The sequence below is a fragment of the Bradyrhizobium genosp. L genome (assembly GCF_015624485.1).
In the GTDB taxonomy this organism is placed as follows: domain Bacteria; phylum Pseudomonadota; class Alphaproteobacteria; order Rhizobiales; family Xanthobacteraceae; genus Bradyrhizobium.
Genome location: NZ_CP061378.1, coordinates 2863845 through 2878407 on the forward strand (window position 1 = coordinate 2863845; position 14563 = coordinate 2878407).

The 14563-nt window shown below is 64.7% G+C and carries 12 protein-coding genes; 8 read left to right on the plus strand and 4 right to left on the minus strand.

Going from position 1 to position 14563, the window contains the following annotated elements; genetic code table 11:
* The first annotated feature begins 331 nt into the window (after window positions 1-331).
* From IC762_RS13280 to IC762_RS13300, 5 genes are all read left to right on the plus strand, one after another.
* On the plus strand, window positions 332-2644 hold the full coding sequence (locus IC762_RS13280) for a bifunctional salicylyl-CoA 5-hydroxylase/oxidoreductase (protein WP_195789223.1): 2313 nt from the start codon (window positions 332-334) through the stop codon (window positions 2642-2644).
* Window positions 2641-3420, plus strand: coding sequence for an SDR family NAD(P)-dependent oxidoreductase (locus tag IC762_RS13285; protein ID WP_195789224.1), 780 nt, complete (start codon window positions 2641-2643; stop codon window positions 3418-3420). Before IC762_RS13280 ends, IC762_RS13285 begins: the two co-directional genes overlap by 4 nt.
* 11 nt (window positions 3421-3431) lie before the next feature.
* Window positions 3432-4271: an enoyl-CoA hydratase family protein gene (locus IC762_RS13290; RefSeq protein WP_195789225.1), complete on the plus strand. Its 840-nt coding sequence runs from the start codon at window positions 3432-3434 to the stop codon at window positions 4269-4271.
* Between the two features lies 1 nt (window position 4272).
* Entirely contained in the window at window positions 4273-4668 is a 396-nt protein-coding gene (locus IC762_RS13295) for a RidA family protein (RefSeq protein WP_195789226.1), read from the plus strand.
* Between the two features lie 352 nt (window positions 4669-5020).
* Window positions 5021-6262 carry a flavin-dependent oxidoreductase gene (locus tag IC762_RS13300; RefSeq protein ID WP_195789227.1) on the plus strand — a complete coding sequence of 414 codons (1242 nt, stop codon included), beginning with the start codon at window positions 5021-5023 and terminating at the stop codon, window positions 6260-6262.
* A gap of 198 nt (window positions 6263-6460) precedes the next feature.
* Here the strand turns inward: IC762_RS13300 and IC762_RS13305 are convergent, their stop codons facing one another.
* Window positions 6461-6913 (minus strand): cupin domain-containing protein, encoded by a 453-nt coding sequence (locus IC762_RS13305; protein WP_195789228.1) that lies wholly within the window; start codon window positions 6911-6913, stop codon window positions 6461-6463.
* 23 nt (window positions 6914-6936) lie between these two features.
* Window positions 6937-8103 (minus strand): ABC transporter substrate-binding protein, encoded by a 1167-nt coding sequence (locus tag IC762_RS13310; protein ID WP_195789229.1) that lies wholly within the window; start codon window positions 8101-8103, stop codon window positions 6937-6939.
* A 262-nt stretch (window positions 8104-8365) separates the two neighbouring features.
* Between IC762_RS13310 and IC762_RS13315 the strand changes: the two genes are divergently transcribed.
* From IC762_RS13315 to IC762_RS13325, 3 genes are all read left to right on the plus strand, one after another.
* Window positions 8366-8860 (plus strand): MarR family winged helix-turn-helix transcriptional regulator, encoded by a 495-nt coding sequence (locus tag IC762_RS13315; RefSeq protein ID WP_195789230.1) that lies wholly within the window; start codon window positions 8366-8368, stop codon window positions 8858-8860.
* Window positions 8861-8863: 3 nt separating this feature from the next.
* Window positions 8864-9679, plus strand: coding sequence for an alpha/beta hydrolase (locus tag IC762_RS13320; RefSeq protein WP_195789231.1), 816 nt, complete (start codon window positions 8864-8866; stop codon window positions 9677-9679).
* Window positions 9680-9822: 143 nt separating this feature from the next.
* Entirely contained in the window at window positions 9823-11466 is a 1644-nt protein-coding gene (locus IC762_RS13325) for a benzoate-CoA ligase family protein (RefSeq protein ID WP_195789232.1), read from the plus strand.
* A gap of 34 nt (window positions 11467-11500) precedes the next feature.
* Here the strand turns inward: IC762_RS13325 and IC762_RS13330 are convergent, their stop codons facing one another.
* Window positions 11501-13108, minus strand: coding sequence for an MDR family MFS transporter (locus IC762_RS13330; protein ID WP_195789233.1), 1608 nt, complete (start codon window positions 13106-13108; stop codon window positions 11501-11503).
* 28 nt (window positions 13109-13136) lie between these two features.
* Window positions 13137-14330: an HlyD family secretion protein gene (locus IC762_RS13335; RefSeq protein WP_195789234.1), complete on the minus strand. Its 1194-nt coding sequence runs from the start codon at window positions 14328-14330 to the stop codon at window positions 13137-13139.
* Window positions 14331-14563: the final 233 nt, after the last annotated feature.

Below are 14563 nucleotides of genomic sequence, written 5' to 3' on the forward strand. Positions count from 1 at the left end.
TTCCGGGCTCGCGCTACGCGCACCCCGGAATGACGAGGAGAGGACGCCCCTCACTGCGGCAAGTGGTCCGGGTCGCGCCACCCATTCGATGTCGTCCTGGCGAACGCCAGGACCCATTACCCCAAATGCCTTTTGTTGCATGACGCTGGGGCCGCGGTCCCTTGATCATCGAATTCGGTGGTGATGGGTCCTGGCTTTCGCCAGGATGACGGCAGTGGGCCGGGCTGCCGCCCCTTGACAATTATTTTAAGTATAAAATATTATCCCTGCATCGGCTCCATGGGAACGCGCTCCGTCCGAGCTCCCGGGCGGCCGCCAACGGGAGATCGCCATGCGCATCGTTTGCATTGGAGGCGGGCCGGCCGGGCTCTACTTCGGCATCCTGATGAAGATGCTGGATCCCGCGCACCGGATTTCCGTGGTCGAGCGCAACCGGCCCTACGACACGTTCGGGTTCGGCGTGGTGTTCTCCGACGCCACCATGGACAACATGCGCAAATGGGATCCGGTCACGGCTGATACGATCGAACAGGCATTCAATCACTGGGACGACATCGAGGTCCTGATCAAGGGCCGGCGGATGCGCACCACCGGCCATGGCTTCGTCGGCATCGGCCGCAAGCGGTTGCTGAACATTTTGCAAGCCAGGGCCGAGCAACTCGGTGTCGAATTGATCTTCGAGCGCGAGGTCAGTTCCGATCTTGAGTTCCCGGACGCCGACCTGATCGTCGCCTGCGACGGCGTCAACTCGAAGCTCCGCGTGAAGTATGAGAAAGACTTCCAGCCGGACATGCAGATGCGGCCGAACCGCTATATCTGGCTCGGGACGAACCGTCCGTTCGACGCCTTCACCTTCGATTTTCGCAAGACCGAGCACGGCTGGTTCCAGGCGCACATCTACAAGTTCGAGGAGGGCACGGCGACCTTCATCGTCGAGACGACCGAGGAGGCGTTTCTCGCCCACGGCCTCGACAAGATGGACCAGGACGGCTCGATCGCGTTCTGCGAGAACGTGTTCGCCGAGATCCTCGAGGGGCATCATCTGGTCTCCAACGCGCGGCATCTGCGCGGCTCGGCGTGGCTGTCATTCCCGCGGCTGATCTGCGGCAAGTGGACCGCGTTCAATGGCAGCAGCCATGTCGTGCTGATGGGCGATGCTGCCCACACCGCGCATTTCGCGATCGGTTCGGGGACAAAGCTCGCGCTGGAAGACGCAATCGAACTGACCAACCAGTTCAAGCAACATGGCACGGCGCGCGAGACCATCCCTGCGGTGCTTCACGCTTATGAGGAGCTGCGCCGGGTCGACGTCGCGCGGATCCAGAACGCCGCGCGCAATGCAATGGAATGGTTCGAGGTGGTCGGCTCGCGCTATGCCGATACGCTGGAGCCGGAGCAGTTCATGTATTCGCTGCTGACCCGCTCACAACGCATCAGCCACGAGAACCTTCGCTTGCGCGACAAGGCCTGGCTCGAAGGCTACGAGCGTTGGTTCGCCGAGCACAACGGCGTGCCCGCGACCAATGATCGCGTCACGCCGCCGATGCTGACGCCGTTCAGCATCCGCGGTTTGTCGCTCAACAACCGCATCATCGTGTCGCCGATGGCGATGTATTCGGCGGAAGAGGGCGTGCCGGGCGACTTCCACCTGGTGCATTTCGGCTCGCGCGCGCTCGGCGGTGCCGGGCTGATGTTCACCGAGATGACCTGCGTCTCGCCGGAAGCGCGGATCACGCCCGGCTGCTGCGGCTTGTGGAATGATGCGCAGACTGCGGCCTACAAGCGCATCGTCGACTTCGTGCATGGCAACTCGCAGGCCAAGATCGGCATCCAGCTCGGCCATGCCGGCCGCAAGGGCTCGACGCGGGTGGCCTGGGAGGGCATGGACGAGCCGCTGCCTGACGGCAATTGGCCGCTGGTCTCGGCATCGGCGGTTCCGTACCTGCCTGACGGGCAGGTGCCGGAGCCGATGACCCGCGCCGAGATGGACGAGGTGCGCGAGCAGTTCGTTGCAGCGGCCGAACGCGCGGCCACGGCCGGCTTCGATATTCTGGAACTGCATTGTGCTCACGGCTACCTGCTGTCGAGCTTCCTGTCGCCGCTGACCAACCATCGCAGTGACGCGTATGGCGGATCGACCGAGAACCGCGCGCGCTATCCGCTCGAGGTGTTCCGTGCGGTCCGTGCGGTGTGGCCGGCGGAGAAGCCGATGTCGGTGCGGCTGTCCTGTCACGACTGGGCCGAGGGCGGCAACACGCCCGAGGATGCGCTGGCCTTTGCAAAACTGTTCAAGGAGGCCGGTGCCGATCTGATCGATTGCTCCTCCGGTCAGGTTTGGGCCGACGACCATCCGGTCTACGGCCGGCTCTACCAGACGCCGTTCGCCGACAAGATCCGCAACGAGGTCGGCATCGCCACCATCGCGGTCGGCGCCATCTCGGAGGCCGATCACGCCAACTCGATCATCGCCGCCGGCCGCGCCGATCTCTGCGCCATCGCACGGCCGCATCTCGCCGATCCGGTCTGGACGCTGCATGAGGCGGCCAAGATCGGGGTGACATCGATTGCCTGGCCGAAGCAGTATCAGTCGGGCAAGTCGCAATATGAGGCCAACCTCCAGCGCGCCGCCGGAGCAAAGTCATGATGCGGTTCTGGCCCAATGCCCATGCTCTCGTCACCGGAGCTGGCTCCGGCATCGGTGCCGCGACGGCGATTGCGCTGGCAAGGGCCGGCGTCCGCGTCAGCATCGCCGGGCGCCGGATCGACGCGCTCAAGGCGACGGCATCGTCGCTTGGCGAAAACGCAGGCGCCGTCGTGGCGATCGACGTAACGGATGAAGCCGCCGTGCATCGCGGCGTTACAGAGATCGAGGCCGAGGCAGGCCCGATCGATATCCTCGTCAACAATGCCGGCAAGGCCGGCAGCGCTCCGTTCGACAAGACCGGCGCCGCGCTGTGGGCGGAGATGCTGGCGAGCAATCTCTCCAGCGTCTTTCTGGTGACGCATGCGGCGCTGCCCGGCATGGCCAAGCGCGGCCGCGGCCGCGTCATCAACGTCGCTTCGACCGCAGGCCTGACGGGCTACGCCTACGTCTCCGCCTATGTCGCGGCCAAGCATGGTGTCGTCGGCCTGACGCGGTCGCTGGCGCTGGAATATGCCCGGCGCGGCGTCACCGTGAATGCGGTCTGTCCGGGCTATACCGACACGCCGCTGGTCGCCGGGGCCGCCGCCAATATCGTTGCCAAGACCGGGCGCAGCGAGGACGAGGCACGCGCGGCGCTGGCAAAGGTCAATCCGATGCAGCGGCTGGTGACGCCGGACGAGGTCGCCGATGCGATCCTCTGGCTCGCCTCCGAAGGCGCCGCATCGATCAACGGACAAGCCGTCGCGGTTGCCGGCGGCGAAGTCTTTACCGGGTGAAGGAACATGCGATGTCCGAAATGAAAGCAAAACTCCGTCCGTTCAAGGACTATCCCGCAAAGCACTTCCGCTGGTCGACCGAGGACAGCGGCCGCGTCGCGACCATCACGTTGAACCGGCCGGACAAGAAGAACCCGCTGACCTTCGAGTCCTACGAGGAGCTGCGCGATCTCTTCACTAATCTCAGATATGCATCCGACGTCCGCTCGATCGTGCTGACCGGCGCCGACGGCAATTTCTGCTCCGGCGGCGACGTGTTCGAGATCATCGAGCCGTTGACGCGGATGACGATGCCGGACCTGCTCGCCTTCACCCGGATGACCGGCGAGGTGGTGCGCGCGATGCGCAAATGCCCGCAGATCATCGTCGCCGCGATCGACGGCATCTGCGCCGGTGCCGGCGCGATGCTGGCGCTCGCTTCCGACCTCCGGCTGGCGACGCCGCAGGCCAAGACCGCGTTCCTGTTCACACGTGTGGGCCTCGCCGGCGCCGACATGGGCGCCTGCGGATTGCTGCCGCGCGTGATCGGGCAGGGCCGCGCGGCCGACCTGCTTTACACGGGACGCGCGATGAGCGCCGAGGAAGGACAGGCGTGGGGCTTCCACAACCGCCTCGTGCCTTCGGCGGAGCTTGCCGGCGCCGCGCACGATTTGGCGCGCTCGCTCGCGGACGGGCCATGGTTCGCACATGGCGTGACCAAGACCATGTTCAACCAGGAATGGGCGATGGGCGTCGACGAGATGATCGAGTCGGAAGCGCAGGCGCAGGCGATCTGCATGGTGACCGGCGACTTCCGCCGCGCCTTCGAGGCGTTCGCCGCCAAGCAGAAGCCGGCCTTTGAGGGCAATTGAGATGAACCAGATTTTGCAACCGGACGGATGGGCGAAGCCGAGCGGCTACGCCAACGGCATCGCCGCGCGCGGCAAGCAGATATTCATCGCCGGCCAGATTGGCTGGAGCGGGCAATGCGTGTTCGAGAGCGATGATCTGGTCGCGCAGATCGGCCAGACCCTGCGCAACATCGTCGCGGTGGCGGCGGCGGGCGGCGCGGGCCCTGAGCACATCGTGTCGATGACCTGGTATCTGCTCGATCGCAAGGAATACTCCGCGCGGCTGAAAGAGATCGGCGTCGTCTACCGCGACGTCATCGGTCGGCGCTTTCCGGCGATGACTGCGATCCAGGTCGCCGGCCTGATCGAGGACCGCGCCAAGGTGGAAATCCAGGCGATCGCGGTGGTGCCGGATTGACGATGATGCCCAAGTGGCATCAAACGTGCAGCGTCGTCCCGGCGAAGGCCGGGACCCATAACCACCGAGCGTCATTACTGCGTGCCGGTGGAACGACGAGCTCCCTCCGCAGCATCCGCCGCGGAGTATGGGTCCCGGCCTTCGCCGGGACGACAGCGGAGAATGCGGCGCCGCTTGCACGTCGGGGTGACGGGAATAGATGAGAATGCGATGAAGCAATGTTAATCCTAAGCCCAAACAGAGCAGGCCTGCCCTAGTCCTGCACGACAAACCCGCTTGCGGCCCGGCAAGAGGCCATGCGACCCTAGGCCTGGCTGGTTAACCGTCCTGTGTTCGAGTGGAGTAGCGGACGATGAAGGCGATTATCGTCGGAGGCGGCATCGGAGGCCTCACCACCGCATTGATGCTGCGTGCGCGCGGCATCGCTTGTGAGCTGTACGAGCAGTCCGACACCATCCGCGAGCTCGGCGTCGGCATCAACACGCTGCCGCATGCGATCCGCGAGCTGGCCGGGCTTGGCCTGCTCGACAAGCTCGATGATGTCGCGATCCGCACCTACGAATTGTTCTACTTGACCCGGCATGGCCAGCAGGTCTGGCACGAGAAGCGCGGGCTCGACGCCGGCCATGACGTGCCGCAATTCTCGATCCACCGCGGCCGCCTGCAAGGCGTGATCCATCAGGCCGTGATCGACCGGCTCGGTGCGGATGCGATCCGGACCGGCTGCCGGCTCGGCTCGTTCACGCAGGATGAGGGCGGCGTCTCGGCGTTTTTCTTCGATCGCGCGGGCAGCCATGTGCACACCGCGCGCGGCGACATCCTGATCGGCGCCGACGGCATTCATTCCAAGGTGCGCGAGACGCTGTTTCCGGACGAAGGCGGCCCGTGCTGGAACGGGCTGATGCTGTGGCGCGGCGCGACCGACTGGCCGGCTTTCCTGACCGGGCGCTCGATGATCATTGCCGGTGGGCTGAATGCAAAGGCCGTGATCTACCCGATCGCGCCGGGTTCGAGCCCGGCAAGCCGGCTGACCAATTGGGCGGTGCTGGTGCGGATCGGCGACGGCTCTTCGCCACCGCCGCGCCGTGAGGGCTGGTCGAATCTCGGCCGGCGCGAGGAGATGATGCCTTACGTCACGAGCTTCTCGATCCCGCAGGTGGATTTCACCGGGCTGATCAGGGCGACGCCGGAGTTCTGGGAGTATCCGTGCTGCGACCGCGATCCCTTGCCGTACTGGTCGAGCGGCCGCGTCACGCTGCTCGGCGACGCCGCGCATCCGATGTATCCGGTCGGTTCGAACGGCGCTTCGCAGGCGATCCTCGATGCGCGCTGCCTTGCGGACGCGCTGGCGCGCGCCGAGCATCCGCGCCAGGCGCTAACGGCCTATGAGCGGCAGCGGCTGCCGATGACCGCCGACGTCGTCGCTTCCAATCGCCGCGGCGGCCCCGAGGGCGTGATCGACGCGGTCGAGCAGCTCGCTCCGCAGGGCTTCACAGACGTCGATACGATCCTCAACTACGAAGCCCGCGAGGCGATCGTGCGCGGCTATGCCGCCAAGGCCGGCTTCGCCGCGCGCGTGGTGGCGCGGCAGTAATTCAGACGGAGACGGCGTTATCCGTCACCCTAAGAGGATGCGAGGATCTATCCTTGCCCACGGGTGTCATCGCCCGGCTTGACCGGGCGACCCAGTACGCCGCGGCCGCTCGGCTCAATCACAACTGCCTCTGGAATACTGGATCACCCGCATGCGCGGGTGACGACACCGAGTAAGCTGAGCATCCGTTACCATACGCTAACCGGGCGGCGGCGGCAGGAAGTGGATGTTGTGCTCGGCGGCGAGCCGCACCACGTCGTCCGGGTTCTGCTCCTTCATGTTGTGGATCGCCCAGAACAGGTCGTAGAGCCTGCGGGTCGGCGACACCCAGAACAGCGTCTTGGCCGGCTGCTGCGACTTGTTGAAGATGCCGTGCGGCTTTCCCATCGGCAGCCGCACCAGGTCGCCGGGCGTCGCAGATTCATCGGCGCCATCGAGAAAGAAATCGAGCTTGCCCTCGAGGATGTAGAGATACTCATCCTGGTCGGGATGGATGTGCGGCGGCACGAAGGTGCCGGGCGGAAAGGTCGCGTGCCAGGAGAAGGAATGCTCGCTGCGGGTCTTCGGCACATAGATCTGGCCGAGGATGTTCCAGGAGATGCCCTGGATGCCCTCATTGGCGCGGGTGATGCCGGCGATCTCGTCTTTCATGATTGCGTCTCCTGTTGTGGACGTTATTTGGCCGCGCAGTCCTTGGCGTAGCGGTCGCCGTAATCCGAAAACACCTTTTCGACGATCTCGGTCTGGAATTTGCCGTCCGGCCGCTTCGCCACCTTGGTCAGGTAGAAGTCCTGGATCGGATAGCCGTTGGTGTTGAACTTGAAGTGACCGCGCAGCGAGGTGAAGTCGGCCTTCCTCAGGGCCGCGGCAACCGCGTCCTTGTTGCTGAGGTCGCCCTTCACGGCCTTCACCGCGCTGTCGATCAGCATCGCCGCGTCATAGGCCTGCATCGCATAGGTGCCGGGCACGCCGTTATAGGCGGCTTCATAAGCCGCGACGAACTTCTTGCTCTGGGGATTGTCGAGGTTGGGCGCCCAGTTCGCGCCGCCAAACATCCCGACCGCGGCGTCCTGTTGCGCCGGCAGGGTGGATTCATCGACCGTGAAGGCGGACAGCACCGGCAACGTGGCGCCGGCCTGCTTGTACTGCTTCACCAGATTCACGCCCATGCCACCCGGCATGAAGGTGAACAGCGCGTCCGGTTTCAGGGACGCGATCTTGGAGAGCTCGGGCTGGAAATCCAGCGTGTTCAGCGGCGTGTAGGATTCTTCCACGACCTCGCCCTTGTAGTCGAGCTTGAAGCCGGCAACCGAGTCGCGGCCGGCCTGATAGTTCGGCACCAGCAGATAGACCCGCTTGTAGCCGCGGTCCTGCGCCACCTTGCCGAGGATTTCGTGCACCTGGTCGTTCTGGTACGAGGTCACGTAGAAGAACGGATTGCATTCCTTGCCGGCGTAGCTCGACGGCCCGGCATTGGGGCTGATCAAGAAGGTCTTGCTGTCGGTGACCGGACGATGGATCGCAAGCAGGATGTTGGAGAAGATCGGGCCGACCACGAAATCGACCTTGTCGCGCTCCAGAAGCCCGCGCACCTTGACCACGGCAGCGTCGGGCTTCAGCTCGTCGTCGGCATTGACGATCTCGACCTCGCGACCGGCCATCTTGCCGCCGAGGTCCTTGATCGCGAGCGCAAAGCCGTCGCGCACCTGCTGGCCGAGTGCCGCCGCAGGACCCGACGTCGTGACCAGCACGCCGATCTTGATTTTTTCCTGCGCGGCAGCCGGCGTGATCGCAGCCCCAAGCAATGCCGTCATCACCGCCAATCTGGTCAGCCGTGTCATATGATCCCCCCGATCATTGCCCTGATGTTCTGCTCCCAGCTTAGTCTGAGGCGCAGGATCGCTGCAAGCGATGTGGCGTCGCGGCGGGCAGGTGACATGGAGCATGCAAGCGTCGCGCCAATTGCTTGAAGGTTAAAGAAATTGTCAAATACGGGCGAGCAGATCTCCTCGATCCGCAATTGTCCTTGCGGCGCGCCGCGAATTGCTTGAAGCTCAAAATATCCGGTCCGACCATAATCCGCCGCGGAGGCCCGATCGCTGCATGATCCTCGATTCAGAAACCAAAGCCGTCGAACTGCCCGACGATCACGGCACCGAGCTCAGGCTGTGGCTGCGCCTGTTGACCTGCACCACGCTGATCGAAGGCGAAGTGCGCAGCCGGCTGCGCGAAAAGTTCGACGTCACGCTGCCGCGCTTCGACCTGATGGCCCAGCTCGACAAGGTGTCCGACGGCATGACGCTGTCCGATCTGTCGAAGCGGATGATGGTCTCCAACGGCAACGTCACCGGCCTCGTCGAACGACTGGTCGAATCTGGTCATATCGACCGCCGAACGTCCGAGACCGATCGTCGCGTGCAGTTCATCCGGTTGACCAAGCTCGGCCGCGCCGAATTTCGCAAGATGGCCGCGGAGCACGAGAAATGGATTGCCGATATCTTCGGCGACCTTTCGCCGAAGGATATCCGCGAGTTGATGCGGCTGCTCGCCAAGGCCAAGGGCTCCGCGCAGCGGTCGGCCAAGGCGAGGACAGCGTAAGCCGTGACCGGGATCGACTACGAGGTCGAGTACAACAACCGCGCCCGGGTGCCCGAGAACCCGGCGCTGATGGCCGGTTGGGCACGGGACTCCGCCGCCTATCGCGAGCTGCACCAGCCGCGGCGGCTGACCTATGGTCCCAGCACTCGGAACGTGATCGACCTGTTCGAGGGGAGCGGCGACGGGCCGCTCGTCGTCTTCATCCATGGCGGCTATTGGCAGGCGCTCGACGGCTCGTCCTCGAGCCATTGCGCGCGCGGGCTCAACGGCCACGGCATCAGCGTAGCGGTGCCGAGCTACGATCTCTGTCCCAGCGTCGCGGTTGCCGACATCATCGGCCAGATGCGGGCGGCATCGCACAAGCTCGCGAAGCTCGGGCGTCCGCTCGTGGTCAGCGGACACTCGGCGGGCGGACATCTCGCCGCATGTATGCTTGCGACCGATTGGCCGGCCTATGACGCGTCCCTGCCGAAGGATCTGGTCAGGGCAGCCTATGCGATTTCCGGCCTGTTCGAGCTCGAGCCGCTGGTCACGACCTCCGTCAACAAGGCGCTGGGTCTCGACCACGACGCGGCAAAGGCCGCAAGCCCGCTCTATTGGAAGCCGCCCGCGGGCAAGACACTCGACGCCGTCGTCGGCGGCAATGAGAGCGCCGAATATCACCGGCAGAGCCGGACCATGGCGGAAGTCTGGGGCAGGGCGGGCGTGGCGACGCGGTTCGGCGTTGTGCCCGATGCCAACCATTTCACCGCGATCGCACCGCTCGCCGACCCCGACTCCGCGATGGTCAAGCGGCTGAAGGAGCTTACGCAAATCTAGTGCCGCGCGGATTTTCCGATTTCCGCCTCTTGCGCCGAATTGTTTTAAGTATAAAATGATTTCTATCGGTACGCTGCCGGCGTCCTCGATTCTGGTCTTCTCGATGTTGATCTTGGCCTTCCTGGAAAGCGAGGGGCAATCGAATGTCAGGTGAAATTCCCGGGCTTGGCCCGTCGGGGCATGTCGACGATTTCGCGCGACGCAATCTGCCGCCGGTTCAGCAATGGCCAAAACTGCTGCTCGAGCGGCCGGAATTCCAGTATCCCGATTATCTCAACGCCGCGGTCGAACTGACCGATCGCATCGTCGCGCAGGGCATGGGCGACAACATCGCGCTGATCGGCAATGGCCGCCAGCGCACTTACAAGGAACTGACCGATTGGTCGAACCGTCTGGCGCACGCCTTGGTGGAGAATTACGGCGTCAAGCCCGGCAATCGCGTGCTGATCCGCTCCGGCAACAACCCGGCGCTGGTCGCGGCCTGGCTCGCGGCGACCAAGGCCGGCGCGGTCGTCGTCAACACCATGCCGATGCTGCGCGCGGGCGAGCTGGCAAAAATCGTCGACAAGGCCGAGATCTCGCTGGCGCTGACCGACAGCCGCATCGCCGACGAGCTGGTGGCCTGCGCCAAGACCAGCAAATTTCTCAAGCAGGTCGTCAATTTCGACGGCACCCAGAACCATGACGCCGAGCTTGATCGCATCGCGCTGAACAAGCCGGTGAAGTTCGATGCGGTGAAGACCGGACGCGACGACGTCGCGCTGCTCGGCTTCACGTCCGGCACGACCGGCGAGCCGAAGGCGACCATGCATTTCCATCGCGATCTCCTGATCGTCGCCGACGGTTATGCGCGGGAAGTGCTGCAGGTGACGCCGGACGACGTGTTCGTGGGCTCGCCGCCGCTGGCCTTCACGTTCGGTCTCGGCGGGCTCGCGATCTTCCCGTTGCGGTTCGGCGCCACCGCGACGTTGCTGGAAAACGCAGCACCGAGCGAGATGATCAGGATCATCGAGACCTACAAGGCGACCATCTGCTTCACCGCACCGACCGCCTATCGCGCGATGATGGCCGCGATGGACAAGGGCGCCGACCTCTCTTCGCTTCGGCTTGCGGTCTCGGCCGGCGAGACGCTGCCGGCGCCGGTGTTCGAGAGCTGGATCCGGAAGACCGGCAAGCCGATCCTCGACGGGATCGGCAGCACGGAGCTGCTGCACATCTTCATCACCAACCGTACCGGCAGCGCCGTTGGCGGCACGACGGGAACGCCGGTCGGCGGTTATGAGGCCCGGATCGTCGATGAGAACATGAACGATCTGCCGCCTGGCGCGGTCGGCAAACTGGCGGTACGCGGTCCGACCGGCTGCCGCTATCTCGCTGACAGCAGGCAGGCCAATTACGTCCGCGACGGCTGGAACGTCACCGGCGACGCCTTCATGTGTGACGCGAACGGCCGGCTGTCATTCGTGGCCCGCGCCGACGACATGATCATCTCCGCCGGCTACAACATCGCCGGTCCGGAGGTCGAGGCGGCGCTGCTTGGGCATCCCGACGTCGCGGAGTGCGCCGTGATCGGCGTATCGGACGAGGAGCGCGGGCAGATCGTCTCGGCGTTCGTCGTGCTGAAGCAGGGTGCGCGCAACGACGAGTCCGAGGTCAAGCTGTTGCAGGATCATGTCAAGGCGACGATCGCGCCGTACAAATATCCCCGCGCGATCTCGTTCGTGGAGGCGTTGCCGAAGACGCAGACCGGCAAGATCCAGCGATTCAAGCTGCGCGAGGCGAGCTAAGGAGGCGACGGCACCCGGCCGTCGCCCCAAGCGTTCAGTGCGCACCGGCGCCGCCGGCAGCGCTCTTCGGCTTGCCGGTCAGAACGATTGCGATCGCAGCCAGCGCAAGCACCACGCCGATCACCGCGAAGGCATCGCTGAAGCCGAGCACCAGCGCCTGCCGCTTGACCGTGTTGCCGAGCGCCACGATGGCCTGGTGCTGCGCGGCGGAGGGATCGGTGACACCGCGGCTGAGGAAGTAGTTGGTCATCTCCGCGATCCTGGTGCGCACCTCCTCGCGGCCAAGATGCACGGACTGGCCGATGATGTTGGAATGGAACTGCTCGCGCTTGGTGACGATGGTCGCGAGCAGCGCGGTCCCGATTGCGCCGCCGAGGTTGCGCATCATGTTGGAGATGCCGGAGGCGGCCGGGGCATCCTGGGGCGCGACGCTGCCGAGGCTGACTGCGGACAGCGGAGCGAGCGTCAGCGCCTGGCCGACCGCGCGGACGATATTCGGAACGAAGAACTGGTCGCCGGAATAGTCGAGCGACATCGTGATGTTCATGAAGGAAGAGATCGCGAACAGCGACATCCCGGCAAAGGCGATGAAGCGGGCGTCGATGCGCTGCATGAGCTTCGGCACCAGTGGAATCAGGATCAGTTGCGGCAACCCGGTCCAGGCCAGCACGTTGCCGATCTGCTCGGCGTTGTAACCTTGTACCTGACCGAGATAGGCCGGCAGCATGTAGACCGAGCCGAACAACGCGAAGCCGAGGAACACCGCCGAGATGGTGCCGAAGCCGAAGCTGCGCTGGGTCAGCAGCCGCAGCCGGAGCAGCGGCTTCTCGACCACGAGCTCGATCCAGATGAACAGGGTCAGGCTGACCGCGGCGACCACCGCGAGCTTGACGATGAAGGGCGAGCCGAACCAGTCGTCCTTGTTGCCTTCCTCCAGCACCGCCTGCAGCGCCGATAGGCCGATCGCCATCGTCACGATGCCGCCCCAGTCGCCCTCGCGCAGCAGATGGAGCTGCATCGGCTGGCGTTCCAGCGTGAAGTAGAGCGTGATGACCATCACGGCGGTCGGGATCACGTTGACGAAGAAGATGGTCTGCCAGCCGTAATTTTCGGTGAGGTAGCCACCGATGGTCGGGCCGATCGCCGGTGCGAAGGTGACGGCGAGCGCGAACATCGCGAGCCCGATCGGCTGCTGCGGCTTCGGCAGCTTGGTGAACACCAGCGTGAACGCCATCGGGATGAGGACGCCGCCGAAATAACCCTGCAGGCCGCGCATCGCGATCATCGACGGCAGATCGTGGGTGAAAGCGCAGGCGACGGAGAAGATCGCGAACAGCGTGGCATGACCGATCATGATCCTTCGGAACGAGAACACGCGGCTGAGGTAATCGGTAAGCGGGATCACCACGATCTCGCCGATCAGATACGACGTCGAGATCCAGGAGCCGTTGTCGACGCCGGTGCCGATGCCGCCCTCGATGTTGAGCAGCGAGGCGTTGGTGATCTGGATGTTGAGGATCGCCATGAAGGCGCCGATCATGGCCGCCAGGATCGAGATCCAGACGGTCATGCTGGCGCGGTTGGGATCGGCTGTGACGGCGCGAGGTGCCGGGGCGGAGGAGGAGAGCGCGAGGTCGGACATGACATCACCTGTTTCTTTTCTGGCTCACCTATTTGAATGAAGCAACGGCAAGCTTCGGGGTGGTCTTGGCGTGCGGAGCGTCCTCGGCGGAACGCGACAGCGTCGCGATACTCGGAATCACCGACATGCCGGGGCGCAGTTCGACTTGCGTTGGATCGAGCGTGATCTTCACCGGGATACGCTGCACCACCTTGGTGAAATTGCCGGTCGCGTTGTCAGGCGGCAGCAGCGCGAATTCCTGGCCGCTCGCCGGCGCCAGGCTGTCGACGTGGCCGCGCACCACCTGGCCGGGGAACATGTCGACCTCGATCTCGACCGGCTGGCCCTTGCGGACGTTGGTGAGCTGCGTCTCCTTGTAGTTGGCGATCACATAGGCGCCGGTGGCCGGCACCAGCGACATCAACTGCGTGCCGGCCTGGACGTACTGGCCGGTGCGCAGCGTGCGGTTGCCGACCACGCCGTCGATCGGCGCCGTGATCGTGGTGTAGCTGAGATTGAGCTCGGCCTGCTGTTGCAGGGCGCTCGCCCGTGCCGACGCCGCGACCGCCTGGACGATCTCGGCCTTGAGCAGTTCGACCTGGCGCTGTGCGGAGGCGAGGTTGGCGGTGTCGCGGGCGATCGCGGCCTGCGCGCTGGCATAGCGCGACTGCGCCTGCTGCGCGTTCTGCACGCTGCCATAGCCGGTACCGGCGAGGTCGGTGTAACGCTTGTTCTCCTGCTCGGCGAAAGTCTGCGTCGCGTTGTCGACCGCGAGCGTCGCGCGCGCCGCCTCGATCACCGAATGTTGCACGTCGAGCTGGGCCTGCTTGCTCGTGACCGCAGCGTCGGCGGCGGCGACGTCGGCCTTGGCCTGGTCGAGCGCGACCTTGAAGTCGCGCTCGTCGATCCGCGCCAGCACCTGGCCGGCATGCACATGCTCGTTGTCGCCGACCTGCACCGCACTGAGATAGCCGGAGACCTTTGGTGCGATCGTGGTGTTGTCCGCCTTCACATAGGCGTCGTCGGTGGAGATCTGGAAGCGGCCGACCGTCCAATAGTCCCAGCCGTACCAGGTGGCACCCGCGAGAGCCGCGATCGCGACGCCGGCCAGCAGCAGGCGGCGCAGCTTGCCTTTCGCGGCAGCGGGAGGCGGGGCGGCTGTTTCCGCGTGCGCGATCAATTGTTTGGCGGTGTCGGCCGGAACCTGGCTCTCGGCCTTGAATGCGGTTTCATGCTGGCTCATGGCGGTGTTCCCTGTGCTCTATCCCTCTGGAAAGTCTCGCTAATCCTCCCGTCGTGATGTGGCGGTTAATTAGGAAACTTGATATTTTCCAAAATAGAGCCCATATTGGGTCTGTCAATAGGATGACAGGCATCATTTAAAAGCATGGCTCTCGGATGGACCTGAAAGACAAACAACAGACGGAGGGGGGCTCGCCAGCGCCGGCGCCGGAGCGGCGTGGCCGCGGACGGCCG